We start from the raw sequence: 26156 nt of genomic DNA on the forward strand, positions 1-26156 counted from the left end.
CGAAGAAGTCAGCCAGCGATGCCGGCACATCAGCCCGTGAGGCGGCAACCCATGCGACTGATGCTGCAGGCTCAGCACGCGCAGCCAGCACGTCAGCCGGACAGGCCGCTTCGTCGGCTCAGTCAGCGTCTTCCAGCGCAGGAACGGCATCAACAAAGGCCACTGAGGCATCGAAAAGTGCTGCTGCTGCAGAGTCCTCAAAAAGCGCGGCAGCTACCAGTGCCAGTGCCGCGAAAACGTCAGAAACGAATGCTGCAGCGTCACAACAATCAGCAGCCACTTCTGCATCCACCGCGACTACGAAAGCGTCAGAAGCTGCCACCTCAGCCCGGGATGCGGCGGCTTCAAAAGAGGCGGCAAAATCATCAGAAACGAACGCATCCTCAAGCGCCAGTAGCGCAGCTTCCTCGGCAACGGCGACAGCAAATTCTGCGAAGGCGGCCAAAACGTCCGAGACGAACGCCAGGTTTTCTGAAACGGCAGCGGGACAGAGCGCCTCAGCTGCGGCAGGTTCAAAAACAGCGGCTGCGTCGTCTGCCAGTGCTGCGTCAACAAGTGCCGGGCAGGCCTCAGCCAGTGCCACCGCCGCCGGAAAATCGGCAGAAAGCGCCGCATCATCCGCTTCAACAGCCACAACGAAGGCTGGCGAAGCCACTGAGCAAGCCACTGCAGCAGCGAGGTCTGCTTCTGCAGCAAAAACCTCTGAAACAAATGCAAAGACTTCAGCAGACAATGCTGCTTCCTCTAAGGCGGCAGCCGCATCGTCCGCTGGTTCAGCGGCGTCATCGGCATCATCTGCGTCTGCTTCAAAAGATGAGGCGACCAGACAAGCGTCAGCAGCGAAAGGTAGTGCCACGACAGCAACAACGAAAGCATCAGAGGCGGCAGGCAGTGCGACGGCTGCATCTCAGAGCAAAGTTGCTGCTGAATCCGCGGCAACGCGTGCCGAAACAGCGGCAAAACGGGCAGAGGATATTGCTGATGCCGTATCTCTGGAAGATGCGAGTACGACGAAAAAAGGTGTGGTTCAGCTTAGTAGTGCAACCAACAGCACGTCTGAAACGCAGGCTGCAACGCCGAAAGCAGTAAAGGCAGCATATGACCTTGCTAACGCAAAATATACCGCTCAGGACGCAACGACGGCACGAAAAGGGATAGTTCAGCTCAGTAGCGCCACTAACAGCCCGTCTGAAACGCTGGCTGCGACACCAAAAGCGGTTAAGGCGGTAATGGATGAAACGAACAAGAAAGCGCCCTTAAATAGTCCTGCACTGACCGGAACGCCAACAACGCCAACTGCGCCAAAAGGTACTAATAATACTCAGATCGCAAGTACGGCTTATGTGATGGCCGCGATTGCCGCCCTTGTAAACTCGTCGCCTGACGCACTGAATACGCTGAACGAGTTAGCGGCGGCGCTGGGCAACGACCCGAATTTTGCGACCACCATGACTAACGCGCTTGCGGGTAAGCAACCGAAAGATGCCACCCTGACGGCGCTGGCCGGGCTTGCTACTGCGGCAGACAGGTTTCCGTATTTTACGGGGAATGATGTCGCCAGCCTGGCAACCCTGACAAAAGTCGGGCGGGATATTCTTGCGAAATCGACCGTTGCTGCCGTTATCGAATACCTCGGTTTACAGGAAACGGCAAACAGGGCCAGGAACGCCGTGCAAAAGAATGGCGATACCTTGTCCGGTGGGCTTACTTTTGAAAACGACTCAATCCTTGCCTGGATTAGAAATACTGACTGGGCAAAGATTGGTTTTAAAAATAATGCCGACAGCGATACTGATTCATACATGTGGTTTGAAACAGGCGACAACGGCAATGAATATTTCAAATGGAGAAGCAAACAAAGCACCACAACAAAAGACCTGATGAATCTTAAATGGGATGCTTTGTCTGTTCTTGTTAAAGCCCTTTTCGGCAGTGAAGTAAAAATATCGACAGTCAATGCACTGAGGATATTTAATTCATCTTTTGGTGCCATTTTTCGTCGTTCTGAAGAATGCCTGCATATCATCCCTACACGAGAGAATGAGGGGGAAAATGGCGATATAGGGCCGCTACGCCCCTTTACGCTTAATCTCAGAACTGGCCGCATAACTATGGGGCATGGTCTGGATGTTACAGGAGATATAACAACTAACGCCTGGGTTTATGCAAACAGGTTTGCAATTAACAGCAGTAATGGTATGTGGATTCAGATGCGCGATAACAACGCTATCTTTGGGAAAAATATAGTTAACACTGATAGCGCCCAGGCATTGCTACGTCAGGACCATGCCGACCGCAAATTTATGATTGGCGGTCTGGGAAATAAGCAATTTGGCATCTACATGATTAATAACTCAAGGACAGCCAATGGCACCGATGGTCAGGCGTACATGGACAATAACGGTAACTGGCTTTGTGGCGCGCAAATTATTCCCGGAAATTATGGCAATTTTGACTCACGCTATGTGAGAGATGTCCGACTTGGCACACGTGTTGTTAAATTGATGGCGCGTGGAGGGCGTTATGAAATAGCCGGACACGCACTTACCGGATTAAGGATTATTGGTGAAGTTGATGGCGATGATGAAGCTATCTTCAGGCCGATACAAAAATACATCAATGGCATATGGTATAACGTCGCACAGGTGTAAATTATGCAGCACTTAAAAAATATCAGGTCAGGAAACCCAAAGACAAAAGAGCAATACCAATTAACAAAGAATTTTGACGTAATCTGGTTGTGGTCTGAAGACGGAAAAAACTGGTATGAGGAAGTGAAAAACTTTCAACCAGATACAATAAAGATTGTTTACGATGAAAATAATATTATTGTCGCCATCACCAAAGATGCATCCACGCTTAACCCTGAAGGTTTTAGCGTCGTTGAGGTTCCCGATATTACAGCCAACCGCCGCGCTGATGATTCAGGAAAGTGGATGTTTAAGGATGGAGCTGTAGTTAAACGGATTTATACGGCAGACGAGCAACAACAACAGGCCGAATCACAAAAGGCCGCGTTACTTTCCGAAGCAGAAAACGTTATTCAGCCACTGGAACGCGCTGTCAGGCTGAATATGGCGACGGATGAGGAACGCGCACGACTGGAGTCATGGGAACGCTACAGTGTTCTGGTCAGCCGTGTGGATACGGCAAATCCTGAATGGCCACAAAAACCAGAGTAAAAATTAAGGCCCGATAGCGGGCCTTCTCTCATTCTGGTTGTTCGGGAAACGTTACTGGCAGGCCGGAAGTGTCTGTAGATTCGACTTTCTGCGCATAGAGCATCCACTCGGTTAATTTTTGTTTATTCTCGTCGGAAATGATGCCCAGCCGTAGCTGTGAGTCCCATAGCTGGGTTTTATCCCTGACAAGTTGCAACAGGCTTTGCTTTTCATTTTCCGCTTGTTGCCTCTGCTCTTCCTCGGTATAAGTTCGCTTTATCACTACGCCATCTTTGAACATCCATTTCCCCGAAATATCAGCCCGGCGATTTGCTGTAATATCAGGTAATTCAACGACGCTTGCACCCTCTGGATTAATTGCTGAAACATCCTTTTCAATACAAATAATAACGCCGTTATGGTCATAGACCATTTTCAAAGTGTCTGGCTGGAAATTCTTTTGTTCCTCATACCAGTTTTTTCCATCATCTGAATAAAGCCATTTGATGTTAAATTGCTTTGTTAGCTGGTATTGCTCTTTTGTTTTAGGGTTGCCAGCAGTAATGTTTTTTAAGTGCATCATCGTTAAATACTCCCCGCGTTATACCACGTCCCATTAATGCAATACTGAATTGGCCTTGCCTGAGTTGTATCAATTAATTCATCACGGTTTCCGTTAACTGAACCCGTAACGACATAACCTGACCTGTCAGACCAGCCGGGGCCTTTCCATGTCTGAACAGATGACAGACCGCCAAGGCGAATACCTGTAATAAACCTTGAGTTACATTCTGCCTGCGTATATGCACCAACATCCCCCGCAGAGGGTTTGCGTGTTGTGGTGTAAAACTCTGACCAGTTAGCTTCAAAGCCATAACCATCACGCGCTGAACGATAAAAAATACCGCCGTTCCTGTAATTCACGCGGAACTGTACAGCAGGGCAACTCCCCGCATTCATATTGAAGTGGAGGATTAATGTCGATGCACCACTGATATCTGCATCATAAACACCGCTATTCCAGTTCCAGCCAACAGCTTTATCATTTGCGACCCTGCGTCCTGTTTGCCCTAAAGCAAATGCAGGCTGCTGGTTTTTCGTGTTGTAGTCTCGTCGCCAGCCAGGAGCGTAAGCATCACCATGATTAATATAAGTGAATTGAGCGTTAGTAATTCCGCCACCGCTGGACGTGCTCGGCGTAGTAACGCGTATGGTCATTGCGCCGCGAGTGCCAATAACTTCCACCACAGCACCTGCAAGACAAATATTTCCGCAACCTGTATCTGTAATAACCTTATTATTTGCATAAGCCCATGAGCCTTTGCACATCCAGTAAGGATGGTTAAATGCCCCCTGACTCTCCAGCCACGAAATAAATTGCGCAGTTGTCCAGACCTGACTATCGCCACCAATATTCAGCCATGCGCTATATGCGCGGCAGGCACCAATGTTTTTGGTGAAGGTATCTTTTCCCGGAATATCTGCGCCGTTCTGGTTTTTCTGTAATGCGCCAGAAGCCTGATTTACCGTTTCCTGTAAACCGAGGTTTTAGATAATGGCGGTTTCTGGCCTGCATGGCATGATTTGTGCTTTGGACGGGAGATTCAGCGTGCTGATTGGCTATGTAAGGGTATCAACAAATGACCAGAATACAGACCTGCAACGAAACGCTCTTGTTTGTGCAGGATGTGAACAAATATTTGAAGATAAATTAAGCGGAATAAGGACAGGCCGACCTGGATTAAAACGTGCTTTAAAGCGCCTTCAAAAAGGTGACGCACTGGTTGTCTGGAAACTGGACTGACTGGGTCACTGTATGCGGCATCTTGTCGTGCTGGTGGTGGAAGCCTGGAAAAAGTATCGGGTGTTGCTGAACCGTGTTGATACATCAACTGCACCTGATATTGAGTGGCCTGCTGTCCCTGTTATGGAGTAATCGTTTTGTGATATGCCGCAGACACGTCGTATGCAGGAACGTGCTGCGGCTGGCTGGTGAACTTTCAATAGTGCGAGTATTGAATGATTTCCAGCCATTATTGATTTTACGTGTAAATTTATGAATAAACTACTTGTCTATTGTGGAATTTGTTTGGGACATGTATGGGACAGAAATGTCTGTTTTGGGACATTTTGGGGCATGGTTGGGACACTGTAACACATACGAACTTTGCCGAATTACGTATGATATTATTTTTTAACGCATTGAATACACTAGAGAAAGCGAGTGCTCTTGGGCGATCTTTAGTGATTTTTAAAATAGCCCTGTCACGCAGTTAAAATGGCGGGCATACTCTTCCAGGCTGGTTATCCCCAGACGGATCCATTTAGGATGCGACCATTGCGGCAGACCGATGTAAATCATAATGCGTTGAGGATCTCTTGCACGCAGCGCACACGGGCAATGCGCGGGTAGATATAATTAATACTGTTATTGTGCTGTTCTGCGCTGGCTGCGCTACAGGCGTCTTCGGCAATCACCAGATTAAAACCGAGTTCCCAGGCATTGCGGGCGGTGGATTCAACACCGATATTGGTCGAGATCCCACATAATACTATTGTATCGATACCCCGGCGGCGTAATTGCAACTCCAGATCCGTACCGTAAAACGCACCCCATTGACGTTTGATGATTTCGATATCGCTGTCGGTTGCACCTAATGCAGCAGGATGTTGCCACCAGTTTTCGGGTAACACTTTAGCGGGGGAGGGGGCATCAACCGGCTGTTTTAATGCTTCGGCATAATCGGCAGACCAGCCAACGCGCACCAGAAACACGGGCTGACCGTTCGCGCGAAATTTCGCCGCCAGCTTCCCTGCTCGATTAACCACCTCATCGGCAGTATGAGGACCACCGGCAAAAGGTAAGATGCCTTCTTGTAAGTCAATTACCACCAGCGCAGTGGTTTTAGCATTCAGTTCAAGCATGTTGTCTCCTGATAAAACAAAATCGTGCCTTTCACCTTAATGCGATTAGCCGATGGCGGAACGACAAATTTTGTTAATTTTTATGAGTTCGGGCAACACCTTTATAGCAAACTGGCGTAGAGTCTGATTTCAGGCCCGATATAAAGTGGTAACGAGGCGTTCCAGCGCGGGCCAGGCTCTTACGGTGCGGCAGAATTTCCAGTATAATAGCCGCCTTTTTTCATTCAGTTGTGACATACAGCTAACGCTGCGACTTGGTCACCTGCGCAGCAGGGGGCATCCGCCGGCAGCTAAGTTAAGGGATATCTCATGCGTACAGAATATTGTGGACAGCTCCGTTTGTCCCACGTGGGGCAGCAGGTGACTCTGTGTGGTTGGGTCAACCGTCGTCGTGATCTTGGTAGCCTGATCTTCATCGATATGCGCGACCGCGAAGGTATCGTGCAGGTATTTTTCGATCCGGATCGTGCGGACGCGTTAAAGCTGGCCTCTGAACTGCGTAATGAGTTCTGCATTCAGGTCACGGGCACCGTACGTGCGCGTGACGAAAAAAATATCAACCGCGATATGGCGACCGGCGAAATCGAAGTGCTGGCCTCCTCGCTGACCATCATCAACCGCGCAGACGTTCTGCCGCTTGACTCTAACCACGTCAACACCGAAGAAGCGCGTCTGAAATACCGCTACCTCGACCTGCGTCGCCCGGAAATGGCTCAGCGCCTGAAAACCCGCGCTAAAATCACCAGCCTGGTGCGCCGTTTTATGGATGACCACGGCTTCCTCGACATCGAAACTCCGATGCTGACCAAAGCCACGCCGGAAGGCGCGCGTGACTACCTGGTGCCTTCCCGTGTGCACAAAGGTAAATTCTACGCACTGCCGCAATCCCCGCAGTTGTTCAAACAGCTACTGATGATGTCCGGCTTTGACCGCTACTATCAGATTGTAAAATGCTTCCGTGACGAAGACCTGCGTGCTGATCGTCAGCCTGAATTCACCCAGATCGATGTGGAAACCTCTTTCATGACCGCGCCGCAAGTGCGTGAAGTGATGGAAGCGCTGGTACGCCATTTGTGGCTGGAAGTGAAGGGCGTGGATCTGGGCGATTTCCCGGTAATGACCTTTGCGGAAGCAGAACGCCGTTATGGTTCTGATAAACCGGATCTGCGTAACCCGATGGAACTGACTGACGTTGCTGATCTGCTGAAATCCGTTGAGTTCGCGGTATTCGCAGGTCCGGCGAACGATCCGAAAGGCCGCGTTGCTGCTCTGCGTGTTCCGGGTGGCGCATCGCTGACCCGTAAGCAGATCGACGAATACGGTAACTTCGTTAAAATCTACGGCGCGAAAGGTCTGGCGTACATCAAAGTTAACGAACGTGCGAAAGGTCTGGAAGGTATCAACAGCCCGGTAGCGAAGTTCCTCAACGCTGAAATCATCGAAGCCATCCTGGATCGTACTGCCGCGCAAGATGGCGATATGATTTTCTTCGGTGCCGATAACAAGAAAATTGTTGCCGACGCGATGGGCGCATTGCGTCTGAAAGTGGGTAAAGACCTTGGTCTGACCGACGAAAGCAAATGGGCACCGCTGTGGGTTATCGACTTCCCGATGTTTGAAGACGACGGTGAAGGCGGCCTGACGGCAATGCACCATCCGTTCACCTCACCGAAAGACATGACGGCGGCAGAGTTGAAAGCTGCACCGGAAAATGCGGTGGCGAACGCTTACGATATGGTCATCAATGGTTACGAAGTGGGCGGTGGTTCTGTGCGTATCCATAATGGGGATATGCAGCAGACGGTGTTTGGTATTCTGGGGATCAACGAAGAGGAACAGCGCGAGAAGTTCGGCTTCCTGCTCGACGCCCTGAAATACGGTACTCCGCCGCACGCAGGTCTGGCATTCGGTCTTGACCGTCTGACCATGCTGCTGACCGGTACCGACAACATCCGTGACGTTATCGCCTTCCCGAAAACCACGGCGGCAGCGTGTCTGATGACCGAAGCGCCAAGCTTTGCTAACCCGACTGCTCTGTCCGAGCTGAGCATTCAGGTTGTGAAGAAGGCAGAGAATAATTGATATGACTTATAAGCGTCCCGTTTCTATTCTGGTGGTTATTTATGCGCAAGATACGAAACGGGTGCTGATGTTACAGCGGCGTGATGATCCCGATTTCTGGCAGTCGGTAACCGGCAGTGTGGAAGAGGGGGAAACCGCGCCGCAAGCTGCCATGCGCGAAGTAAAGGAAGAGGTCACCATTGATGTTGTCGCTGAACAACTGACCTTAATTGACTGTCAGCGCACGGTGGAGTTTGAAATTTTTTCACATTTACGTCATCGCTATGCGCCGGGCGTAACGCGTAATACGGAATCTTGGTTCTGTCTTGCACTCCCGCACGAGCGCCAGATCGTTTTCACTGAACATCTGGCCTACAAGTGGCTTGATGCGCATGCTGCGGCGGCGCTCACAAAGTCATGGAGCAACCGGCAGGCGATTGAACAGTTTGTAATTAACGCTGCCTGAACAGGCAGGGCTACCTGGAGATATTTTTATGGCAGGTCATAGTAAATGGGCCAACACCAGACATCGTAAAGCTGCGCAGGATGCTAAGCGCGGTAAAATCTTCACTAAAATCATTCGTGAGCTGGTAACCGCGGCTAAGTTGGGCGGTGGCGATCCGGATGCTAACCCGCGTCTGCGAGCAGCTATTGATAAAGCACTGTCTAACAACATGACCCGTGACACCCTGAACCGCGCAATTGCCCGTGGTGTGGGTGGTGATGATGATGCAAACATGGAAACCATCATCTACGAAGGTTACGGTCCTGGCGGCACGGCAATCATGATTGAATGTCTGTCTGATAACCGCAACCGTACCGTTGCTGAAGTGCGTCACGCATTCAGCAAATGTGGCGGTAACCTCGGTACTGATGGTTCCGTAGCCTATCTGTTCAGCAAAAAAGGCGTGATCTCCTTTGAGAAAGGCGATGAAGACACCATCATGGAAGCAGCTCTGGAAGCTGGTGCTGAAGATGTTGTGACCTATGATGATGGCGCGATTGACGTCTACACTGCATGGGAGGAAATGGGCAAAGTACGCGACGCTCTGGAAGCTGCAGGTCTGAAAGCAGACAGCGCGGAAGTTTCCATGATCCCGTCCACCAAAGCTGATATGGATGCAGAAACCGCACCGAAACTGATGCGTCTGATCGATATGCTGGAAGATTGCGACGACGTGCAGGAAGTCTACCATAACGGTGAAATCTCTGATGAGGTTGCAGCGACTCTCTGATGAGGCCTGCTAAACAGCAAAACGGAGACGCGTGATGGCTATTATTCTCGGCATTGACCCGGGTTCGCGCGTGACCGGCTATGGCGTCATCCGCCAGGTGGGCAGGCAGCTGTCCTACCTGGGTAGCGGATGTATACGCACCAAAGTAGATGATTTACCGTCTCGTCTTAAGCTCATCTATGCGGGCGTGACGGAAATCATCACCCAGTTCCAGCCTGATTATTTCGCCATTGAACAAGTCTTTATGGCTAAAAATGCCGACTCGGCCCTGAAGCTGGGGCAGGCGCGTGGCGTGGCGATTGTGGCGGCGGTGAATCAGGAATTACCAGTATTTGAATACGCGGCACGTCAGGTAAAGCAAACGGTGGTAGGTATTGGTAGTGCCGAAAAAAGCCAGGTGCAGCATATGGTCCGCACCTTGCTGAAACTCCCCGCTAATCCTCAGGCGGATGCCGCTGATGCGCTGGCAATTGCCATCACCCACTGCCACGTTAGTCAGAATGCGATGCAAATGAGCGAATCGCGGCTGAACCTGGCGAGAGGGCGACTGCGTTAAGTTATACCGCCTCGGTCAATTCAGGCTGAGGCGTTTCTACTCCCTCCGCATGAATCAACACCAAACCCGGATGATGCCACAAACTGGCTGGCGTGACGGTTTTACGCTCCCACGGAATAGAACCTAAGAACCAGAATTTCCAGAAAGTGAGTTTTGCATTCGGATTGCTATTTAACAGTTCTCCAAACGTCTCTATTTCACCCACTGGAATACATAGCGCCTCTTTATAAATATCAAAAACGAATTTTGAACAGAACTGGCGGGATGATTCGTATTTAAAACCGGTGTGGTAGAACTTATGCAACCGGGCAGGGACCTTTTCGACAAGAGCAAGTTTCTGCTCTGCGGTTAAACCTCCTGCCAGGCGGCGAACACCGTAGCGTTGATCGGTCGACCGTTCAATAAATCGTGACAAAGTTGTGATTGTGGAGAGCGGAACTCGACTCTCCGCAACCAGGTAATCATCACCGTCATGTCCAATGATTATCCCCACATGGTTGCTCCAGCATTTCGAGGCTGCAGAGATTTGCCCAAACAGGCGAGCACCGATGCAGGTAAAAACAATATCACCGGTTTCATATTTAGCTGGGTAATTTATTTTCACTATATCAATCCATTATTTATATATAAAACAGCATCTATCTTTCGTGATGGTAAAGCATTAGCATTGTATTGTAATAATAACAAGGAATGTTTTATGCGGTTATTTATTAATGTGATAATTATAGTTTCGATCAGTCAATGCGTGAATGTATTTGCTCAAGATAATGTCATCCGCTATCCCTGGCGATATGGACGTATTTCTTTAAATGAGAATAATGAGTTTGTGCCTCAAATTATTCATATGCGTGATGATATCTACGGCGTGGGTGAAGCTGGTGCAAGCCTTAACGATGCGAGAATGGCGCAAAGTGGTGTCACCGTGAGGCTTAGCGTTATACAGCAGGGGCAGGTGGTGAATGCTTTACTGGATTTCTACAATAGCAATAATCAACCTGCTTATATCTTTGAAGGTGGTTTGATGCCTTGCAATAAAGCCTTTGACATCACAACAAGCAACATTGTCCTTGATGGGATGTGTGGAATTTATGATGGGGTCGATGGCTGGCAAGTTATTCCTGCGGGTGATCATTATAAAGAATCATTTTCACTCACTCAGGCTTTTGAATTTCTGCCGGGAAAACATCATTATAAAATTAATGCCGGAAGTTTTATCATCAGAGTGGGGGATGATATTTTTGCAAGAGAGGACGCCGAAAGCATTCTTTTTGATTTGATTAACTGGCGATATGGCTATGTGCTAAAAAGTTATGAAAGGGTGTCGAAGGGGGATTTGATGGCAGGATATTATGCTCTGTATGAATACTCAGGCGCTGACATAATTGATGAGTATGATATTTACTCAAACCAGGTCTCGATTGATCTTAATGGTGACGAGTTAGCGCATACGGAGTCATATCAGTGGCGTATTGATAGTGGAATGATCCCGCAAAAATTCAGCGTTCAGGGACTCGCTGAATGATTAGTCCTCTACCTGCTTGCCAGATACAGAGGCGCGGATGAATTTATCAAGCGTATTCAATCAGCTTTTAATCTCATTTGCTCTTGCCGGGACGTTGATATTAAGCATCTATCTCATGGAAGCTCACTACCCACGTTTCAGGAAGCCAATTGCGCTCTTTTACTTCTTTTTAGCGATTTATACCAGTTATGCTGCCGTTCTGGAGTATGAGTACCACCGCAATAGCTTGACTACGCTCGCAAAAGTTTCTTCGGTTCGTTATACCAGTAATTTTGAGCGTAGCGCCTCGCACTCCTGCAATTTACTGCGGGGAGGAAGGATTGATTGCACGGGGCTGTATGCCTATGACCTGACCTGGCAGATTGACGGTAAGACCTGGAATTTGCATGTTGAGGACAAGCGTATAAAACCAGGAATCACCATGTGCGTGAAGGTTGTAAAAGATCGCCCCGCCATCGGGAAACCCTGTGAAAACGTGTTTTTCAATATCAGCCCTTTGCCGATTCTGATAGCTATATGGGCAATAAGCGCATTTATATTTGCGGTCTTACTCCTTCACCAACTAAAAAAATGCCGCGAATGGAAGCACGCCAGCAAGGAACGTGGAAAAATTGGCCATTAGAAGTCAAAGAAAGAGTGCGATGTAAGGTGATTCATAGAAAATTTCAGATACCGTGAGCCAAAGGATTATCAGTTCTGAAATGATTTAATATCATCCCTCGCTGGATATCTATCCAGCATTTTTTTATCATACAGCATTATCTTTGATTCATTACGCAGGAGCGTCATGTGATAGGCAGACTCAGAGGCATCATCATTGAAAAACAACCCCCGCTGGTATTAATTGAAGTGGGCGGCGTAGGCTATGAAGTGCATATGCCGATGACCTGTTTTTATGAACTCCCTGAAGCGGGTCAGGAAGCGATCGTTTTCACCCACTTTGTGGTGCGTGAAGACGCGCAACTGCTGTACGGTTTTAACAATAAACAAGAGCGCACGTTGTTCAAAGAGTTGATCAAAACCAACGGCGTTGGGCCTAAACTGGCATTGGCAATCCTCTCCGGAATGTCAGCGCAGCAGTTCGTTAATGCCGTTGAGCGTGAAGAGGTGGGGGCTCTGGTGAAACTGCCGGGTATTGGCAAAAAAACCGCCGAACGCTTGATTGTCGAAATGAAAGACCGATTTAAAGGTTTACATGGCGATCTCTTTACGCCAGCTGCCGACCTGGTACTCACGTCACCTGCCAGCCCGGCGACCGACGATGCTGAACAGGAAGCGGTTGCCGCGCTGGTGGCGCTGGGCTATAAACCACAAGAAGCAAGCCGGATGGTGAGCAAAATCGCTCGCCCTGACGCCAGCAGTGAAACATTAATTCGCGAAGCCCTACGCGCCGCGTTATGAGGTAAAGGATGATTGAAGCAGACCGTCTGATTTCTGCCGGTACCACTTTGCCGGAAGATGTGGCAGATCGCGCCATTCGCCCCAAATTACTGGAAGAGTATGTTGGTCAGCCGCAGGTTCGTTCACAGATGGAGATTTTCATCAAAGCAGCGAAACTGCGCGGCGATGCCCTCGATCATCTGTTGATTTTTGGTCCTCCGGGTTTAGGTAAAACTACGCTTGCCAACATTGTCGCCAATGAAATGGGCGTGAATTTACGCACGACTTCCGGTCCAGTGCTGGAAAAGGCGGGCGATCTGGCAGCGATGCTCACTAACCTTGAACCGCATGACGTGCTGTTTATTGATGAGATCCACCGTCTTTCACCAGTGGTGGAAGAGGTGTTGTATCCGGCAATGGAAGACTACCAACTGGATATTATGATTGGTGAAGGTCCGGCGGCACGCTCCATTAAAATTGACTTGCCGCCGTTTACTCTGATTGGTGCAACCACGCGCGCAGGTTCGCTGACATCACCGCTGCGTGATCGTTTTGGTATTGTGCAACGTCTGGAGTTTTATCAGGTGCCGGATCTGCAATATATCGTCAGTCGTAGTGCCCGTTTTATGGGGCTTGAGATGAGTGACGATGGCGCGTTGGAAGTTGCTCGCCGGGCGCGTGGTACGCCACGTATTGCCAACCGTCTGCTGCGTCGTGTTCGCGATTTTGCCGAAGTGAAGCACGATGGCACCATCTCGGCGGATATCGCCGCCCAGGCACTGGATATGCTGAATGTTGATGCTGAAGGTTTCGATTATATGGACCGCAAATTGTTGCTGGCGGTAATCGATAAGTTCTTTGGTGGGCCGGTAGGTCTGGATAACCTGGCGGCAGCCATTGGCGAAGAACGTGAAACCATTGAGGATGTACTGGAACCTTATTTGATTCAGCAAGGCTTTTTGCAGCGTACACCGCGCGGGCGTATGGCGACAGTGCGGGCGTGGAACCACTTCGGCATCACGCCACCAGAAATGCCTTAAGTTGAATAAGGCATTCAAGCCGCTTCCGACATTGGCGATAAGCCTGATGCGACGCTGTTCGCGTCTTATCAGGCCTACCAAAAGTAGCGAACCGTAGGTCGGATAAGGCGCTCGCGCCGCATCCGACAAATGTGTTCAGCGACAGATTAGCTGGCCTGCTTTTTCATCATACTGATAATAAATAACAGTGCCGCACATAGCACTACCGACGGACCCGCCGGCGTATCGTAAAATGCGGAAAAGGTTAAACCGCCAGTTACTGCCACCATTCCCACCAAAACAGCGACACCGGCCATCTGTTCCGGCGTGCGGGCAAAGCGACGCGCTGTAGCTGCAGGAATAATCAGCAGCGAAGTAATAATCAACGCGCCGACAAATTTCATCGCTACACCAATCGTCAATGCTGTCACCAGCATCAACAACAATTTCACGCGCTGTAATTTCACACCATCAACAAACGCCAGATCCGGGCTAATCGTCATTGACAGCAAATTGCGCCATTGCCAGAACAGAATCGCCACTACGATGACCACGCCAATCGCAATAGAGATGAGATCTTCTGGCGTCACTGCCAGCAAATCACCGAACAGGTAAGCCATCAAATCAACACGAATGTTAGACATCAGACTAACGACCACCAGGCCCAGCGACAGGGCACTGTGCGCCATAATCCCTAATAACGTGTCGATCGCCAGCTGTGGGCGCTTCTCCAGCCATACCAGACCGCCCGCCAGCAGCAGCGTAACGGCAATTACCGCATAGAATGGATTCACGTCCAGCAATAAACCAAACGCGACGCCAAGTAATGAGGCATGAGCCAGTGTATCACCGAAATAAGACATACGACGCCAGACTACAAATGAACCCAGCGGACCCGCGGCACAGGCGAGCATGATCCCGGCTAACCAACCAGGAAATAATAATTCAATCATGAGCGATCATTTCCCCGACGCAAAACAATTCGTCCCTGTAAATCGTGACGATGATTATGATGATGGCGATAGATACCCAGTTGTTCAGCACCACGAGGACCAAACATAGAAATAAACTCCGGATGCAGGGAAACAACTTCCGGTGTGCCGGAACAACAAATGTGGTGATTCAGGCAAAGCACTTCATCGGTTTTTGCCATTACCAAATGCAGATCGTGAGACACCATTAAAACGCCACAATCCAGTTCGCGACGCAACTGGTCAATAAGGTCATATAACGCCACCTGACCATTCACATCCACGCCCTGAGTGGGTTCATCCAGCACTAATAATTGCGGTCGATTTAACAATGCTCGCGCTAACAATACACGCTGTGTTTCGCCACCCGAGAGCTTTTGCATCGGTGCGTTAATCAGATGCCCGGCCTGGACACGTTTCAGTGCAGGCAATATATCTTCTTTATGTGTGCCAGGGCGTAAGCGTAAAAATCGATTTACGGTCAGTGGCAATGTGGTGTCGAGATACAGCTTCTGCGGTACGTAGCCGATGCGCAGTTTTCCGTTGCGCTTGATAACCCCTTCATCGGGTGTTACCAGTCCGAGCACTACCCGTACCAGTGTCGACTTACCTGCGCCATTTGGCCCAAGTAAAGTTAAAATTTTTCCAGGTTTAAGTTCCAGCGACACATCAGAGAGGACGCGGCGTTGGCCGAAAGAAACCGAGACATTTTCCAGGGAAACCAGACTTGTCATGTTAATTTTAGTCTTGCAGTAGTCATGAAATGTTATAATATCACACTTCTCATATTCATTACGATGATTGGTCGCATTATGTTACATAAAAAAACGCTTCTTTTCGCAGCATTATCCGCCGCTCTCTGGGGTGGTGCAACACAGGCCGCAGATGCTGCCGTTGTCGCTTCGCTTAAACCCGTTGGGTTCATTGCTTCTGCCATTGCTGATGGGGTAACAGAAACGGAGGTTTTACTACCTGACGGCGCTTCAGAACATGATTATTCACTGCGTCCATCAGATATAAAACGCTTACAGAACGCGGACTTAGTCGTTTGGGTTGGCCCGGAGATGGAAGCGTTCATGCAAAAACCGGTAAGTAAATTACCTGAAGCGAAACAGGTAACGATTGCGCAGCTAGAGAATGTGAAACCGCTGCTGATGAAAAGTATTCACGGCGATGATGATGATCACGACCACGCGGAAAAAAGTGACGAAGATCACCATCACGGCGATTTCAACATGCATCTTTGGCTCTCCCCAGAGATAGCGCGGGCTACAGCGGTTGCAATCCATGGAAAATTAGTGGAACTTATGCCGCAAAGTCGAGCCAAACTTGACGCCAACCTGAAGGATTTTGAGGCACAATTAGCCTCAACCGAAAAGCAGGTTGGTAACGAGCTCGCGCCGCTCAAGGGGAAAGGTTATTTCGTTTTTCACGATGCTTACGGCTATTTCGAAAAACAGTTCGGACTGACACCGCTTGGTCATTTTACCGTTAACCCTGAGATTCAACCTGGCGCGCAGCGTTTACATGAAATAAGAACACAGTTGGTTGAGCAAAAAGCAACCTGCGTTTTTGCTGAGCCACAGTTCAGGCCAGCGGTCGTTGAGAGCGTCGCACGAGGGACATCCGTTCGTATGGGAACGTTGGATCCCCTGGGGACGAATATCAAACTGGGTAAAACAAGCTATTCAGAATTCCTGAATCAATTAGCCAACCAGTATGCGAGCTGCCTGAAAGGAGATTAATGAGGAAGTGATTACGTGCAACAGATAGCCCGCTCTGTCGCCCTGGCGTTTAATAATTTACCGCGACCACACCGCGTTATGTTGGGGTCGCTCACCGTTCTTACTCTGGCCGTCGCTGTCTGGCGGCCCTATGTTTATCACCGCGATACCACGCCAATTGTCAAAACCATTGAGCTGGAACAGAACGAAATTCGTTCGCTCTTACCTGAAGCCAGTGAGCCGATTGATCAAGCTGCACAAGAAGATGAAGCCATTCCCCAGGATGAACTGGATGACAAAATCGCCGGTGAAGCGGGCGTGCATGAATATGTTGTTTCCACTGGCGATACGCTAAGCAGCATTCTCAATCAGTATGGTATTGATATGGGGGATATCACCCAACTGGCTGCTGCTGACAAAGAATTGCGTAACCTGAAAATCGGTCAACAACTTTCCTGGACATTAACCGCGGACGGCGAATTGCAGCGCCTTACCTGGGAAGTATCTCGTCGGGAAACCCGAACCTATGACCGTACTGCCGCTAACGGTTTTAAAATGACCAGCGAAATGCAGCAAGGAGAGTGGGTCAACAATCTGCTGAAAGGTACCGTCGGGGGAAGCTTTGTTGCCAGCGCCAGAAACGCCGGTTTAACCAGCGCCGAAGTGAGCGCAGTGATTAAAGCCATGCAGTGGCAAATGGATTTCCGCAAACTGAAAAAAGGCGATGAATTTGCGGTGTTAATGTCACGAGAAATGCTTGATGGCAAACGTGAGCAAAGCCAACTGCTGGGCGTACGTTTGCGTTCAGAAGGTAAAGATTATTACGCAATCCGCGCTGAAGATGGCAAATTCTACGATCGTAACGGTACTGGTCTGGCGAAAGGATTCTTGCGATTCCCGACGGCGAAACAGTTCCGTATCTCGTCTAACTTTAACCCGCGTCGTACTAATCCGGTGACTGGTCGTGTTGCGCCACACAGAGGTGTTGATTTCGCCATGCCACAGGGTACGCCAGTACTTTCAGTGGGTGACGGTGAAGTGGTGGTTGCCAAACGCAGTGGCGCAGCAGGTTATTATGTGGCTATTCGTCATGGTCGTAGCTACACCACGCGTTATATGCACTTGCGTAAGATTCTGGTGAAACCAGGACAGAAGGTGAAACGTGGCGACCGTATCGCGCTTTCCGGTAATACCGGACGTTCAACCGGGCCGCATCTGCACTATGAAGTATGGATAAACCAGCAGGCCGTAAACCCGCTGACGGCAAAACTGCCGCGTACCGAAGGGCTGACCGGCTCCGATCGTCGCGAATTCCTGGCGCAGGCCAAAGAGATTGTGCCGCAGCTACGGTTTGATTAATTAACATCCATTCGCAGCCGGTACGCAGTCAGTACCGGCTTTTTTTATTTGGTGCGGGGCAAGTTGCGCCGCTACACTATCACCAGATTGATTTTTGCCTTATCCGAAACTGGAAAAGCATGGAAACGAAAAAAAATAATAGCGAATACATTCCTGAGTTTGATAAATCCTTTCGCCATCCTCGCTACTGGGGAGCATGGCTGGGCGTAGCAGCGATGGCGGGTATCGCTTTAACACCGCCAAAGTTCCGCGATCCCATTCTGGCACGGCTGGGACGTTTTGCCGGACGACTGGGTAAAAGCTCACGCCGTCGTGCGTTAATCAATCTGTCGCTCTGCTTTCCAGAACGTAGTGAAGCTGAACGCGAAGCGATTGTTGATGAGATGTTTGCCACTGCGCCGCAAGCGATGGCAATGATGGCTGAGTTGGCAATACGCGGGCCGGAGAAAATTCAGCCGCGTGTTGACTGGCAAGGTCTGGAGATCATTGAAGAGATGCGGCGTAATAACGAGAAAGTGATCTTTCTGGTGCCGCACGGCTGGGCCGTCGATATCCCTGCCATGCTGATGGCCTCGCAAGGGCAGAAAATGGCAGCGATGTTCCATAATCAGGGTAACCCGGTTTTTGATTATGTCTGGAACACGGTGCGTCGTCGCTTTGGCGGTCGTCTGCATGCGAGAAATGATGGTATTAAGCCTTTCATCCAGTCGGTACGTCAGGGCTACTGGGGATATTATTTACCCGATCAGGATCATGGTCCAGAGCACAGCGAATTTGTTGATTTCTTTGCCACCTATAAAGCGACGTTGCCCGCGATTGGTCGTTTGATGAAAGTGTGTCGTGCGCGCGTTGTACCGCTGTTTCCGATTTATGATGGCAAGACGCATCGTCTGACGATTCAGGTGCGCCCACCGATGGATGATCTGTTAGAGGCGGATGATCATACGATTGCGCGGCGGATGAATGAAGAAGTCGAGATTTTTGTTGGTCCGCGACCAGAACAATACACCTGGATATTAAAATTGCTGAAAACTCGCAAACCGGGCGAAATCCAACCGTATAAGCGCAAAGATCTTTATCCCATCAAATAAAAAAAGCCTCTCGCGAGGAGAGGCTTCCGCCGTGTGATAAGTTCAAGTTTGCTTCAGAAGATTCGAAATCTGTTGAACTATCATTGAACTGTAGGCCGGATGAGGCGTTTTCGCCGCATCCGGCAACGTACTTACTCTACCGTTAAAATACGCGTGGTATTAGTAGAACCCACGGTACTCATCACGTCGCCCTGGGTGACAATCACCAGGTCACCAGACATCAAGTAACCTTTATCGCGCAGCAGATTAACCGCTTCGCTGGCAGCTGCTACGCCGTCATTAGCGCTATCAAAGTGCACCGGCGTAACGCCACGATAGAGAGCAGTCAGATTCAGCGTACGTTCATGGCGCGACATAGCGAAAATCGGCAGACCGGAGCTGATACGGGAGGTCATCAGAGCGGTACGACCCGATTCGGTCATAGTGATGATCGCCGTAACGCCTTTCAGGTGGTTAGCCGCGTACATTGCTGACATGGCGATAGCTTCTTCCACATTGTCGAACTGAACGTCCAGACGGTGTTTAGAAACGTTGATGCTCGGGATTTTTTCCGCACCCAGGCAAACACGCGCCATGGCTGCAACGGTTTCTGAAGGATACTGACCAGCAGCAGTTTCTGCAGACAGCATCACAGCGTCAGTACCATCCAGAACGGCGTTTGCTACGTCCATGACTTCTGCACGGGTCGGCATTGGATTAGTAATCATTGACTCCATCATCTGGGTCGCAGTGATTACCGCGCGGTTTAACTGACGTGCACGACGGATCAACGCTTTCTGAATGCCGACCAGTTCCGGGTCGCCAATTTCCACACCGAGGTCGCCACGTGCAACCATTACCACGTCAGAGGCGAGGATGATGTCATCCATTGCATCCTGGCTGCAAACGGCTTCCGCACGTTCAACCTTGGCAACAATTTTCGCATCACATCCTGCATCGCGTGCCAGCCGACGGGCATAGTTCAGATCTTCGCCGCAGCGTGGGAAGGAGACGGCCAGGTAATCTACGCCAATTAACGCCGCAGTCTTAATGTCTGCTTTGTCTTTTTCGGTCAGCGCTTCAGCCGACAAACCGCCGCCAAGTTTGTTGATACCTTTATTGTTGGAGAGGGGACCACCGACGGTCACTTCGGTGAACACTTTCATGCCCTGAACTTCCAGTACTTTTAACTGAACGCGACCATCGTCCAGCAGCAGGATGTCACCAGGCACGACGTCAGCAGGCAGGCCTTTGTAGTCGATACCGACTTTTTCTTTGTCGCCTTCACCTTTACCCAGGTTGGCGTCGAGCAGGAATTTATCCCCAATATTGAGGAAAACTTTGCCTTCTTTAAAGGTGGATACACGGATTTTGGGCCCCTGGAGGTCACCCAGAATAGCCACATGACGCCCCAGTTTTGCGGCAATCTCACGAACTTTATCCGCGCGCATTTTGTGATCTTCAGGAGAGCCGTGAGAAAAGTTCATACGTACAACGTTTGCACCCGCAGCGATAACTTTCTCAAGGTTATTATCGCGATCTGTTGCTGGGCCTAACGTGGTAACGATTTTTGTTCTGCGAAGCCTTCTGGACATGTAATACTCCGTTGACTGAAACAACCAGGTGTTGCTTGAACATGAAATCCGAATGAAATAACGCCGTTATGGCGATAAAGTAATCTCATTCGGATGTCGTATAAGATTAGAACAGTGACAGTCGTTTTTAGCGATCGTCACTTAAATTAAGTAACTGCTTATCAAAACGCGATTCCTTCAGCGCTTCCTTGACCCGCTTCAAGTTATCTCTGAATTTTGCACCGCGTCGCAAAGTAAAACCTGTTGCCAGCACATCTATCACGGTCAGCTGTGCAAGTCGAGAAACCATGGGCATATAAATGTCAGTATCTTCCGGTACATCGAGGGTAATTGCTAGCGTTGCTTCTCGGGCAAGCGGGGTACCCGCAGAGGTGAGGGCAATCACCATGGCGTCGTTTTCCCGTGCCAACTGCGCCAACTCGACCAGATTTTTTGTTCTTCCAGTGTGAGAAATCAGCACCACCACGTCTCCGTCGCTACAATTCATACAACTCATGCGTTGCAGCACGATATCATCGGAGTACACCACCGGAACATTAAAGCGAAAGAACTTATTCATCGCATCGTGGGCAACGGCGGCAGAAGAGCCTAATCCAAAAAACGCGATTTTTTTGGCCTGAGTGAGCAAGTCGACGGCGCGGTTAACGGCAGATTTATCCAGTGAATGACGGACATGATCGAGCGTCGCCATTGCCGACTCAAATATTTTTCCCGTGTATGATTCAACGCTGTCATCTTCATTGACGTTGCGATTAACATAGGGGGTGCCATTCGCCAGACTTTGTGCCAGATGCAGTTTAAAATCAGGAAAACCGCGCGTGTCCATACTGCGACAGAAACGATTCACCGTCGGTTCACTAACATTGGCCTCCAGCGCCAGAGCAGCAATACTCGAATGGATCGCGTTATCGGGCGAAGCCAGAATGACCTCGGCAACTTTGCGCTCTGATTTGCTCAAATGTTCCAGCTGAGACTGGATTTTTTCCAGCATATTCATGATGTAAAGAGACTCACGGGTAATGACGATTTCCGCACTGAAAGAAATCGAAATGCAGTTTTGACAGATATTACGCCTGTGCGCTGTGTTAATGACAAAAGCAGATAAAAAAGTTGTTATTTTTTTTCATAACATGATCAGTGTCAGATTTTTACCCAATGGAAAACGATGATTTTTTTATCAGTTTTGCCGCACTTTGCGCGCTTTTACTGTAATCGCACGGGTGGATAAGCGTTTACAGTTTTCGCAAGCTCGTAAAAGCAGTACAGTGCACCGTAAGAAAATTACAAGTATACCCTGGCTTAAGTACCGGGTTAGTTAACTTAAGGAGAATGACATGGCGGTAACGCAAACAGCCCAGGCCTGTGACCTGGTCATTTTCGGCGCGAAAGGCGACCTTGCGCGTCGTAAATTGCTGCCTTCCCTGTATCAACTGGAAAAAGCCGGTCAGCTCAACCCGGACACCCGGATTATCGGCGTAGGGCGTGCTGACTGGGATAAAGCGGCATATACCAAAGTTGTCCGCGAGGCACTCGAAACTTTCATGAAAGAAACCATTGATGAAGGTTTATGGGACATCCTGAGTGCACGTCTGGATTTTTGTAATCTCGATGTCAATGACACAGCTGCATTCAGCCGTCTCGGCGCGATGCTGGATCAAAAAAATCGTATCACCATTAACTACTTTGCCATGCCGCCCAGCACTTTTGGTGCAATCTGCAAAGGGCTTGGCGAGGCAAAACTGAATGCTAAACCGGCACGCGTAGTTATGGAGAAACCGCTGGGGACGTCGCTGGCGACCTCGCGGGAAATCAACGATCAGGTTGGCGAATACTTCGAGGAGTGCCAGGTTTACCGTATCGACCACTATCTTGGTAAAGAAACGGTGCTGAACCTGTTGGCGCTGCGTTTTGCTAACTCCCTGTTTGTGAATAACTGGGACAATCGCACTATTGATCATGTTGAGATTACCGTGGCAGAAGAAGTGGGGATCGAAGGGCGCTGGGGCTATTTTGATAAAGCCGGTCAGATGCGCGACATGATCCAGAACCACCTGCTGCAAATTCTTTGCATGATTGCGATGTCTCCGCCGTCTGATTTGAGTGCAGACAGCATCCGCGATGAAAAAGTGAAAGTACTGAAGTCTCTGCGCCGCATTGACCGCTCCAACGTGCGCGAAAAAACCGTACGCGGGCAATATACTGCGGGCTTCGCCCAGGGCAAAAAAGTGCCGGGCTATCTGGAAGAAGAGGGCGCGAACAAGAGCAGCAATACAGAAACCTTCGTGGCGATCCGCGTCGACATTGATAACTGGCGCTGGGCCGGTGTGCCATTCTACCTGCGTACTGGTAAACGCCTGCCGACCAAATGTTCTGAAGTCGTGGTCTATTTCAAAACACCTGAACTGAATCTGTTTAAAGAGTCGTGGCAGGATCTGCCGCAGAATAAACTGACTATCCGTCTGCAACCTGATGAAGGCGTGGATATCCAGGTACTGAATAAAGTTCCTGGCCTTGACCACAAACATAACCTGCAAATCACCAAGCTGGATCTGAGCTATTCAGAAACCTTTAATCAAACGCATCTGGCAGATGCCTATGAACGTCTGCTGCTGGAAACCATGCGTGGTATTCAGGCACTGTTTGTACGTCGTGATGAAGTAGAAGAAGCCTGGAAATGGGTGGACTCCATTACTGAGGCGTGGGCGATGGACAATGATGCGCCGAAACCCTATCAGGCCGGAACCTGGGGACCGGTTGCCTCGGTGGCGATGATTACTCGTGATGGCCGTTCCTGGAATGAGTTTGAGTAATATCTGCACTCATCCTTTATGGTTATTTTACCGGTAACATGATCTTGCACAGATTGTAGAACAATTTTTACACTTTCAGGCCTCGTGTGGATTCACCCACGAGGCTTTTTTTATTACACTGACTGAAACATTTTTGCCCTATGAGCTCCGGTTACAGGCGTTTCAGTCATAAATCCTCTGAATGAAACGCGTTGTGAATCATCCTGCTCTGACAACTCAATTTCAGGAGCCTTTATGAATCCACAATTGTTACGCGTAACAAATCGAATCATTGAACGTTCGCGCGAGACTCGCTCTGCTTACCTCGCCCGGATAGAACAAGCGAAAACTTCGACCGTTCATCGTTCGCAGTTGGCATGTGGTAACCTGGCACACGGTTTCGCTGCCTGCCAGCCAGAAGACAAAGCCTCTTTGAAAAGCATGTTGCGTAACAATATCGCCATCATCACTTCCTATAACGACATGCTCTCCGCACACCAGCCTTATGAACACTATCCAGAAATCATTCGTAAAGCCCTGCATGAAGCGAATGCGGTTGGTCAGGTTGCGGGCGGTGTTCCGGCGATGTGTGATGGTGTCACCCAGGGGCAGGATGGAATGGAATTGTCGCTGTTAAGCCGCGAAGTGATTGCGATGTCTGCGGCGGTGGGGCTGTCCCATAACATGTTTGATGGTGCGCTGTTCCTCGGTGTGTGCGACAAGATTGTCCCCGGGCTGACGATGGCAGCCCTGTCGTTTGGGCATTTGCCTGCGGTGTTTGTGCCGTCAGGTCCGATGGCAAGCGGTTTGCCAAATAAAGAAAAAGTGCGGATTCGCCAGCTTTATGCTGAAGGTAAAGTGGACCGCATGGCGCTGCTGGAGTCAGAAGCTGCGTCTTATCATGCTCCAGGGACATGTACTTTCTACGGTACCGCCAACACCAACCAGATGGTGGTGGAGTTTATGGGGATGCAGTTGCCGGGCTCTTCTTTTGTTCATCCGGACTCCCCGCTGCGCGATGCTTTGACCGCTGCCGCTGCGCGCCAGGTTACACGCATGACCGGCAATGGTAATGAATGGATGCCGATCGGTAAGATGATCGATGAGAAAGTGGTGGTGAACGGTATCGTTGCACTGCTGGCGACCGGTGGTTCCACTAACCACACCATGCACCTGGTGGCGATGGCGCGCGCGGCTGGTATTCAGATTAACTGGGATGACTTCTCTGACCTTTCTGATGTTGTACCGCTGATGGCACGTCTCTACCCGAACGGTCCGGCCGATATTAACCACTTCCAGGCGGCAGGTGGCGTACCGGTTCTGGTGCGTGAACTGCTCAAAGCAGGCCTGCTGCATGAAGATGTCAATACGGTGGCAGGCTTTGGTCTGTCTCGTTATACCCTTGAACCATGGCTGAATAATGGTGAACTGGACTGGCGGGAAGGGGCGGAAAAATCACTCGACAGCAATGTGATCGCTTCCTTCGAACAACCTTTCTCTCATCATGGTGGGACAAAAGTGTTAAGCGGTAACCTGGGCCGCGCGGTTATGAAAACCTCTGCCGTGCCGGTTGAGAACCAGGTGATTGAAGCGCCTGCGGTTGTTTTTGAAAGCCAGCATGACGTTATGCCAGCCTTTGAAGCGGGTTTGCTGGACCGCGATTGTGTCGTTGTTGTCCGTCATCAGGGGCCAAAAGCGAACGGAATGCCAGAATTACATAAACTCATGCCGCCACTTGGTGTATTATTGGACCGGTGTTTCAAAATTGCGTTAGTTACCGATGGACGACTCTCCGGCGCTTCAGGTAAAGTGCCGTCAGCTATCCACGTAACACCAGAAGCCTACGATGGCGGGCTGCTGGCAAAAGTGCGCGACGGGGACATCATTCGTGTGAATGGACAGACAGGCGAACTGACGCTGCTGGTAGACGAAGCGGAACTGGCTGCTCGCGAACCACACATTCCTGACCTGAGCGCGTCACGCGTGGGAACAGGACGTGAATTATTCAGCGCCTTGCGCGAAAAACTGTCCGGTGCCGAACAGGGCGCAACCTGTATCACTTTTTAAGACGACAAATTTGTAATCAGGCGAGAGAAAACTCTGATGAAAAACTGGAAAACAAGTGCAGAATCAATCCTCACCACCGGCCCGGTTGTACCGGTTATCGTGGTAAAAAAACTGGAACACGCGGTGCCGATGGCAAAAGCGTTGGTTGCTGGTGGGGTGCGCGTTCTGGAAGTGACTCTGCGTACCGAGTGTGCAGTTGACGCTATCCGTGCTATCGCCAAAGAAGTGCCTGAAGCGATTGTGGGTGCCGGTACGGTGCTGAATCCACAGCAGCTGGCAGAAGTCACCGAAGCGGGTGCACAGTTCGCAATTAGCCCGGGTCTGACCGAGCCGCTGCTGAAAGCTGCTACCGAAGGGACTATTCCTCTGATTCCGGGGATCAGCACTGTTTCCGAACTGATGCTGGGTATGGACTACGGTTTGAAAGAGTTCAAATTCTTCCCGGCTGAAGCTAACGGCGGCGTGAAAGCCCTGCAGGCGATCGCGGGTCCGTTCTCCCAAGTCCGTTTCTGCCCGACAGGTGGTATTTCTCCGGCTAACTACCGTGACTACCTGGCGCTGAAAAGCGTGCTCTGCATCGGTGGTTCCTGGCTGGTTCCGGCAGATGCGCTGGAAGCGGGCGATTACGACCGCATTACTAAGCTGGCGCGTGAAGCTGTAGAAGGCGCTAAGCTATAAAAGTCAAAATGCCCGATCGTGAATCGGGCATTTTTGTAGCGTTT

Annotated in this window: 25 protein-coding genes and 2 pseudogenes; 18 read left to right on the forward strand and 9 right to left on the reverse strand. The window is 50.0% G+C overall.

Going from position 1 to position 26156, the window contains the following annotated elements; genetic code table 11:
* Positions 1–2651 (forward strand): tail fiber protein (locus FQZ95_RS26595; RefSeq protein WP_237428045.1); only part of this gene is annotated, 2651 nt, incomplete at its 5' end.
* A 3-nt stretch (positions 2652–2654) separates the two neighbouring features.
* A complete protein-coding gene (locus FQZ95_RS21930) occupies positions 2655–3182 on the forward strand; it encodes a tail fiber assembly protein (protein ID WP_106493851.1) in 528 nt (175 codons plus the stop codon).
* 28 nt (positions 3183–3210) lie between these two features.
* Here the strand turns inward: FQZ95_RS21930 and FQZ95_RS21935 are convergent, their stop codons facing one another.
* Complete coding sequence (locus FQZ95_RS21935) at positions 3211–3744, reverse strand: tail fiber assembly protein (protein ID WP_000972143.1); 534 nt, start codon at positions 3742–3744, stop codon at positions 3211–3213.
* 2 nt (positions 3745–3746) lie between these two features.
* Positions 3747–4406, reverse strand: coding sequence for a tail fiber protein (locus tag FQZ95_RS21940; protein WP_001703203.1), 660 nt, complete (start codon positions 4404–4406; stop codon positions 3747–3749).
* A gap of 310 nt (positions 4407–4716) precedes the next feature.
* Here FQZ95_RS21940 and FQZ95_RS21945 point away from each other — a divergent pair, with 310 nt between their 5' ends.
* Positions 4717–4965 (forward strand): recombinase family protein, encoded by a 249-nt coding sequence (locus FQZ95_RS21945; protein ID WP_237428046.1) that lies wholly within the window; start codon positions 4717–4719, stop codon positions 4963–4965.
* Between the two features lie 27 nt (positions 4966–4992).
* A pseudogene (locus tag FQZ95_RS21950) lies at positions 4993–5097 on the forward strand (tail fiber assembly protein); the annotation flags it as partial.
* 324 nt (positions 5098–5421) lie between these two features.
* On the opposite strand, the pseudogene FQZ95_RS26600 reads toward FQZ95_RS21950, so the two are convergent.
* Positions 5422–5523: pseudogene (locus FQZ95_RS26600) on the reverse strand (DUF72 domain-containing protein); the annotation flags it as partial.
* Complete coding sequence (locus tag FQZ95_RS21955) at positions 5520–6086, reverse strand: hydrolase (protein ID WP_160530666.1); 567 nt, start codon at positions 6084–6086, stop codon at positions 5520–5522. The pseudogene FQZ95_RS26600 and the gene FQZ95_RS21955, both read right to left, overlap by 4 nt.
* A 309-nt stretch (positions 6087–6395) precedes the next feature.
* Between FQZ95_RS21955 and aspS the strand changes: the two genes are divergently transcribed.
* From aspS to ruvC, 4 genes are read left to right on the forward strand one after another with little or no spacing between them, the layout of a single operon-like run.
* Positions 6396–8168, forward strand: a complete 1773-nt coding sequence (gene aspS / locus FQZ95_RS21960) for an aspartate--tRNA ligase (protein WP_001258663.1) — start codon at positions 6396–6398, stop codon at positions 8166–8168.
* Positions 8161–8613: a dihydroneopterin triphosphate diphosphatase gene (nudB, locus tag FQZ95_RS21965; RefSeq protein WP_077626310.1), complete on the forward strand. Its 453-nt coding sequence runs from the start codon at positions 8161–8163 to the stop codon at positions 8611–8613. The genes aspS and nudB overlap by 8 nt, the downstream gene beginning before the upstream one ends.
* Before the next feature lie 28 nt (positions 8614–8641).
* Positions 8642–9382, forward strand: coding sequence for a YebC/PmpR family DNA-binding transcriptional regulator (locus FQZ95_RS21970; RefSeq protein ID WP_000907234.1), 741 nt, complete (start codon positions 8642–8644; stop codon positions 9380–9382).
* A gap of 34 nt (positions 9383–9416) precedes the next feature.
* Positions 9417–9938, forward strand: a complete 522-nt coding sequence (ruvC, locus tag FQZ95_RS21975; protein WP_001295503.1) for a crossover junction endodeoxyribonuclease RuvC — start codon at positions 9417–9419, stop codon at positions 9936–9938.
* A gap of 1 nt (position 9939) precedes the next feature.
* Here the strand turns inward: ruvC and FQZ95_RS21980 are convergent, their stop codons facing one another.
* The gene (locus tag FQZ95_RS21980) at positions 9940–10542 is read right to left on the reverse strand and encodes a YebB family permuted papain-like enzyme (protein ID WP_032184426.1); all 603 of its coding nucleotides are present in this window, start codon (positions 10540–10542) and stop codon (positions 9940–9942) included.
* Between the two features lie 93 nt (positions 10543–10635).
* Here FQZ95_RS21980 and FQZ95_RS21985 point away from each other — a divergent pair, with 93 nt between their 5' ends.
* The 4 genes from FQZ95_RS21985 (at position 10636) to ruvB (ending at position 13880) form a co-directional block, all read left to right on the forward strand.
* Positions 10636–11460, forward strand: coding sequence for a hypothetical protein (locus tag FQZ95_RS21985; RefSeq protein WP_001235962.1), 825 nt, complete (start codon positions 10636–10638; stop codon positions 11458–11460).
* A gap of 37 nt (positions 11461–11497) precedes the next feature.
* Positions 11498–12082 (forward strand): hypothetical protein, encoded by a 585-nt coding sequence (locus FQZ95_RS21995; protein ID WP_105276930.1) that lies wholly within the window; start codon positions 11498–11500, stop codon positions 12080–12082.
* A gap of 167 nt (positions 12083–12249) precedes the next feature.
* Positions 12250–12861 carry a Holliday junction branch migration protein RuvA gene (gene ruvA, locus FQZ95_RS22000; RefSeq protein WP_000580323.1) on the forward strand — a complete coding sequence of 204 codons (612 nt, stop codon included), beginning with the start codon at positions 12250–12252 and terminating at the stop codon, positions 12859–12861.
* A gap of 8 nt (positions 12862–12869) precedes the next feature.
* Entirely contained in the window at positions 12870–13880 is a 1011-nt protein-coding gene (gene ruvB / locus FQZ95_RS22005; RefSeq protein ID WP_000568522.1) for a Holliday junction branch migration DNA helicase RuvB, read from the forward strand.
* A gap of 146 nt (positions 13881–14026) precedes the next feature.
* On the opposite strand, the gene znuB is transcribed toward ruvB, so the two are convergent.
* Together znuB and znuC are read right to left on the reverse strand one after the other, a co-directional pair.
* On the reverse strand, positions 14027–14812 hold the full coding sequence (gene znuB, locus FQZ95_RS22010; RefSeq protein WP_000571478.1) for a zinc ABC transporter permease subunit ZnuB: 786 nt from the start codon (positions 14810–14812) through the stop codon (positions 14027–14029).
* The gene (gene znuC / locus FQZ95_RS22015; protein WP_000202996.1) at positions 14809–15564 is read right to left on the reverse strand and encodes a zinc ABC transporter ATP-binding protein ZnuC; all 756 of its coding nucleotides are present in this window, start codon (positions 15562–15564) and stop codon (positions 14809–14811) included. Before znuC ends, znuB begins: the two co-directional genes overlap by 4 nt.
* A gap of 78 nt (positions 15565–15642) precedes the next feature.
* Between znuC and znuA the strand changes: the two genes are divergently transcribed.
* From znuA to lpxM, 3 genes are all read left to right on the forward strand, one after another.
* Complete coding sequence (gene znuA / locus FQZ95_RS22020) at positions 15643–16575, forward strand: zinc ABC transporter substrate-binding protein ZnuA (protein WP_032184796.1); 933 nt, start codon at positions 15643–15645, stop codon at positions 16573–16575.
* Between the two features lie 15 nt (positions 16576–16590).
* Complete coding sequence (gene mepM, locus FQZ95_RS22025; RefSeq protein ID WP_032184424.1) at positions 16591–17913, forward strand: murein DD-endopeptidase MepM; 1323 nt, start codon at positions 16591–16593, stop codon at positions 17911–17913.
* Positions 17914–18032: 119 nt separating this feature from the next.
* A complete protein-coding gene (gene lpxM / locus FQZ95_RS22030; RefSeq protein ID WP_000448381.1) occupies positions 18033–19004 on the forward strand; it encodes a lauroyl-Kdo(2)-lipid IV(A) myristoyltransferase in 972 nt (323 codons plus the stop codon).
* Positions 19005–19135: 131 nt separating this feature from the next.
* Here the strand turns inward: lpxM and pyk are convergent, their stop codons facing one another.
* Positions 19136–20578, reverse strand: coding sequence for a pyruvate kinase (gene pyk / locus FQZ95_RS22035; protein ID WP_000091148.1), 1443 nt, complete (start codon positions 20576–20578; stop codon positions 19136–19138).
* A 127-nt stretch (positions 20579–20705) separates the two neighbouring features.
* Complete coding sequence (gene hexR / locus FQZ95_RS22040; protein ID WP_001056701.1) at positions 20706–21575, reverse strand: DNA-binding transcriptional regulator HexR; 870 nt, start codon at positions 21573–21575, stop codon at positions 20706–20708.
* A gap of 337 nt (positions 21576–21912) precedes the next feature.
* On the opposite strand from hexR, the gene zwf reads away from it, so the two are divergent.
* From zwf to kdgA, 3 genes are all read left to right on the forward strand, one after another.
* Positions 21913–23388 (forward strand): glucose-6-phosphate dehydrogenase, encoded by a 1476-nt coding sequence (zwf, locus tag FQZ95_RS22045; RefSeq protein ID WP_160530668.1) that lies wholly within the window; start codon positions 21913–21915, stop codon positions 23386–23388.
* 234 nt (positions 23389–23622) lie between these two features.
* Positions 23623–25434 carry a phosphogluconate dehydratase gene (gene edd, locus FQZ95_RS22050; protein ID WP_001069467.1) on the forward strand — a complete coding sequence of 604 codons (1812 nt, stop codon included), beginning with the start codon at positions 23623–23625 and terminating at the stop codon, positions 25432–25434.
* Between the two features lie 36 nt (positions 25435–25470).
* The gene (kdgA, locus tag FQZ95_RS22055; RefSeq protein ID WP_000800512.1) at positions 25471–26112 is read left to right on the forward strand and encodes a bifunctional 4-hydroxy-2-oxoglutarate aldolase/2-dehydro-3-deoxy-phosphogluconate aldolase; all 642 of its coding nucleotides are present in this window, start codon (positions 25471–25473) and stop codon (positions 26110–26112) included.
* Positions 26113–26156: the final 44 nt, after the last annotated feature.

This window comes from Escherichia sp. HH41S (assembly GCF_009820115.1).
GTDB classification, from domain to species: domain Bacteria; phylum Pseudomonadota; class Gammaproteobacteria; order Enterobacterales; family Enterobacteriaceae; genus Escherichia; species Escherichia coli_F.

Coding starts and splice junctions, on each gene's coding strand:
- FQZ95_RS21930 (WP_106493851.1), top strand. CDS start 2,655: ATGCAGCACTTAAAAAATATCAGGTCAGGAAACCCAAAGACAAAAGAG.
- FQZ95_RS21935 (WP_000972143.1), bottom strand. CDS start 3,744: ATGATGCACTTAAAAAACATTACTGCTGGCAACCCTAAAACAAAAGAG.
- FQZ95_RS21945 (WP_237428046.1), top strand. CDS start 4,717: ATGGCGGTTTCTGGCCTGCATGGCATGATTTGTGCTTTGGACGGGAGA.
- FQZ95_RS21955 (WP_160530666.1), bottom strand. CDS start 6,086: ATGCTTGAACTGAATGCTAAAACCACTGCGCTGGTGGTAATTGACTTA.
- aspS (WP_001258663.1), top strand. CDS start 6,396: ATGCGTACAGAATATTGTGGACAGCTCCGTTTGTCCCACGTGGGGCAG.
- FQZ95_RS21970 (WP_000907234.1), top strand. CDS start 8,642: ATGGCAGGTCATAGTAAATGGGCCAACACCAGACATCGTAAAGCTGCG.
- ruvC (WP_001295503.1), top strand. CDS start 9,417: ATGGCTATTATTCTCGGCATTGACCCGGGTTCGCGCGTGACCGGCTAT.
- FQZ95_RS21985 (WP_001235962.1), top strand. CDS start 10,636: ATGCGGTTATTTATTAATGTGATAATTATAGTTTCGATCAGTCAATGC.
- FQZ95_RS21995 (WP_105276930.1), top strand. CDS start 11,498: ATGAATTTATCAAGCGTATTCAATCAGCTTTTAATCTCATTTGCTCTT.
- ruvB (WP_000568522.1), top strand. CDS start 12,870: ATGATTGAAGCAGACCGTCTGATTTCTGCCGGTACCACTTTGCCGGAA.
- znuB (WP_000571478.1), bottom strand. CDS start 14,812: ATGATTGAATTATTATTTCCTGGTTGGTTAGCCGGGATCATGCTCGCC.
- znuC (WP_000202996.1), bottom strand. CDS start 15,564: ATGACAAGTCTGGTTTCCCTGGAAAATGTCTCGGTTTCTTTCGGCCAA.
- znuA (WP_032184796.1), top strand. CDS start 15,643: ATGTTACATAAAAAAACGCTTCTTTTCGCAGCATTATCCGCCGCTCTC.
- lpxM (WP_000448381.1), top strand. CDS start 18,033: ATGGAAACGAAAAAAAATAATAGCGAATACATTCCTGAGTTTGATAAA.
- pyk (WP_000091148.1), bottom strand. CDS start 20,578: ATGTCCAGAAGGCTTCGCAGAACAAAAATCGTTACCACGTTAGGCCCA.
- hexR (WP_001056701.1), bottom strand. CDS start 21,575: ATGAATATGCTGGAAAAAATCCAGTCTCAGCTGGAACATTTGAGCAAA.
- zwf (WP_160530668.1), top strand. CDS start 21,913: ATGGCGGTAACGCAAACAGCCCAGGCCTGTGACCTGGTCATTTTCGGC.
- edd (WP_001069467.1), top strand. CDS start 23,623: ATGAATCCACAATTGTTACGCGTAACAAATCGAATCATTGAACGTTCG.
- kdgA (WP_000800512.1), top strand. CDS start 25,471: ATGAAAAACTGGAAAACAAGTGCAGAATCAATCCTCACCACCGGCCCG.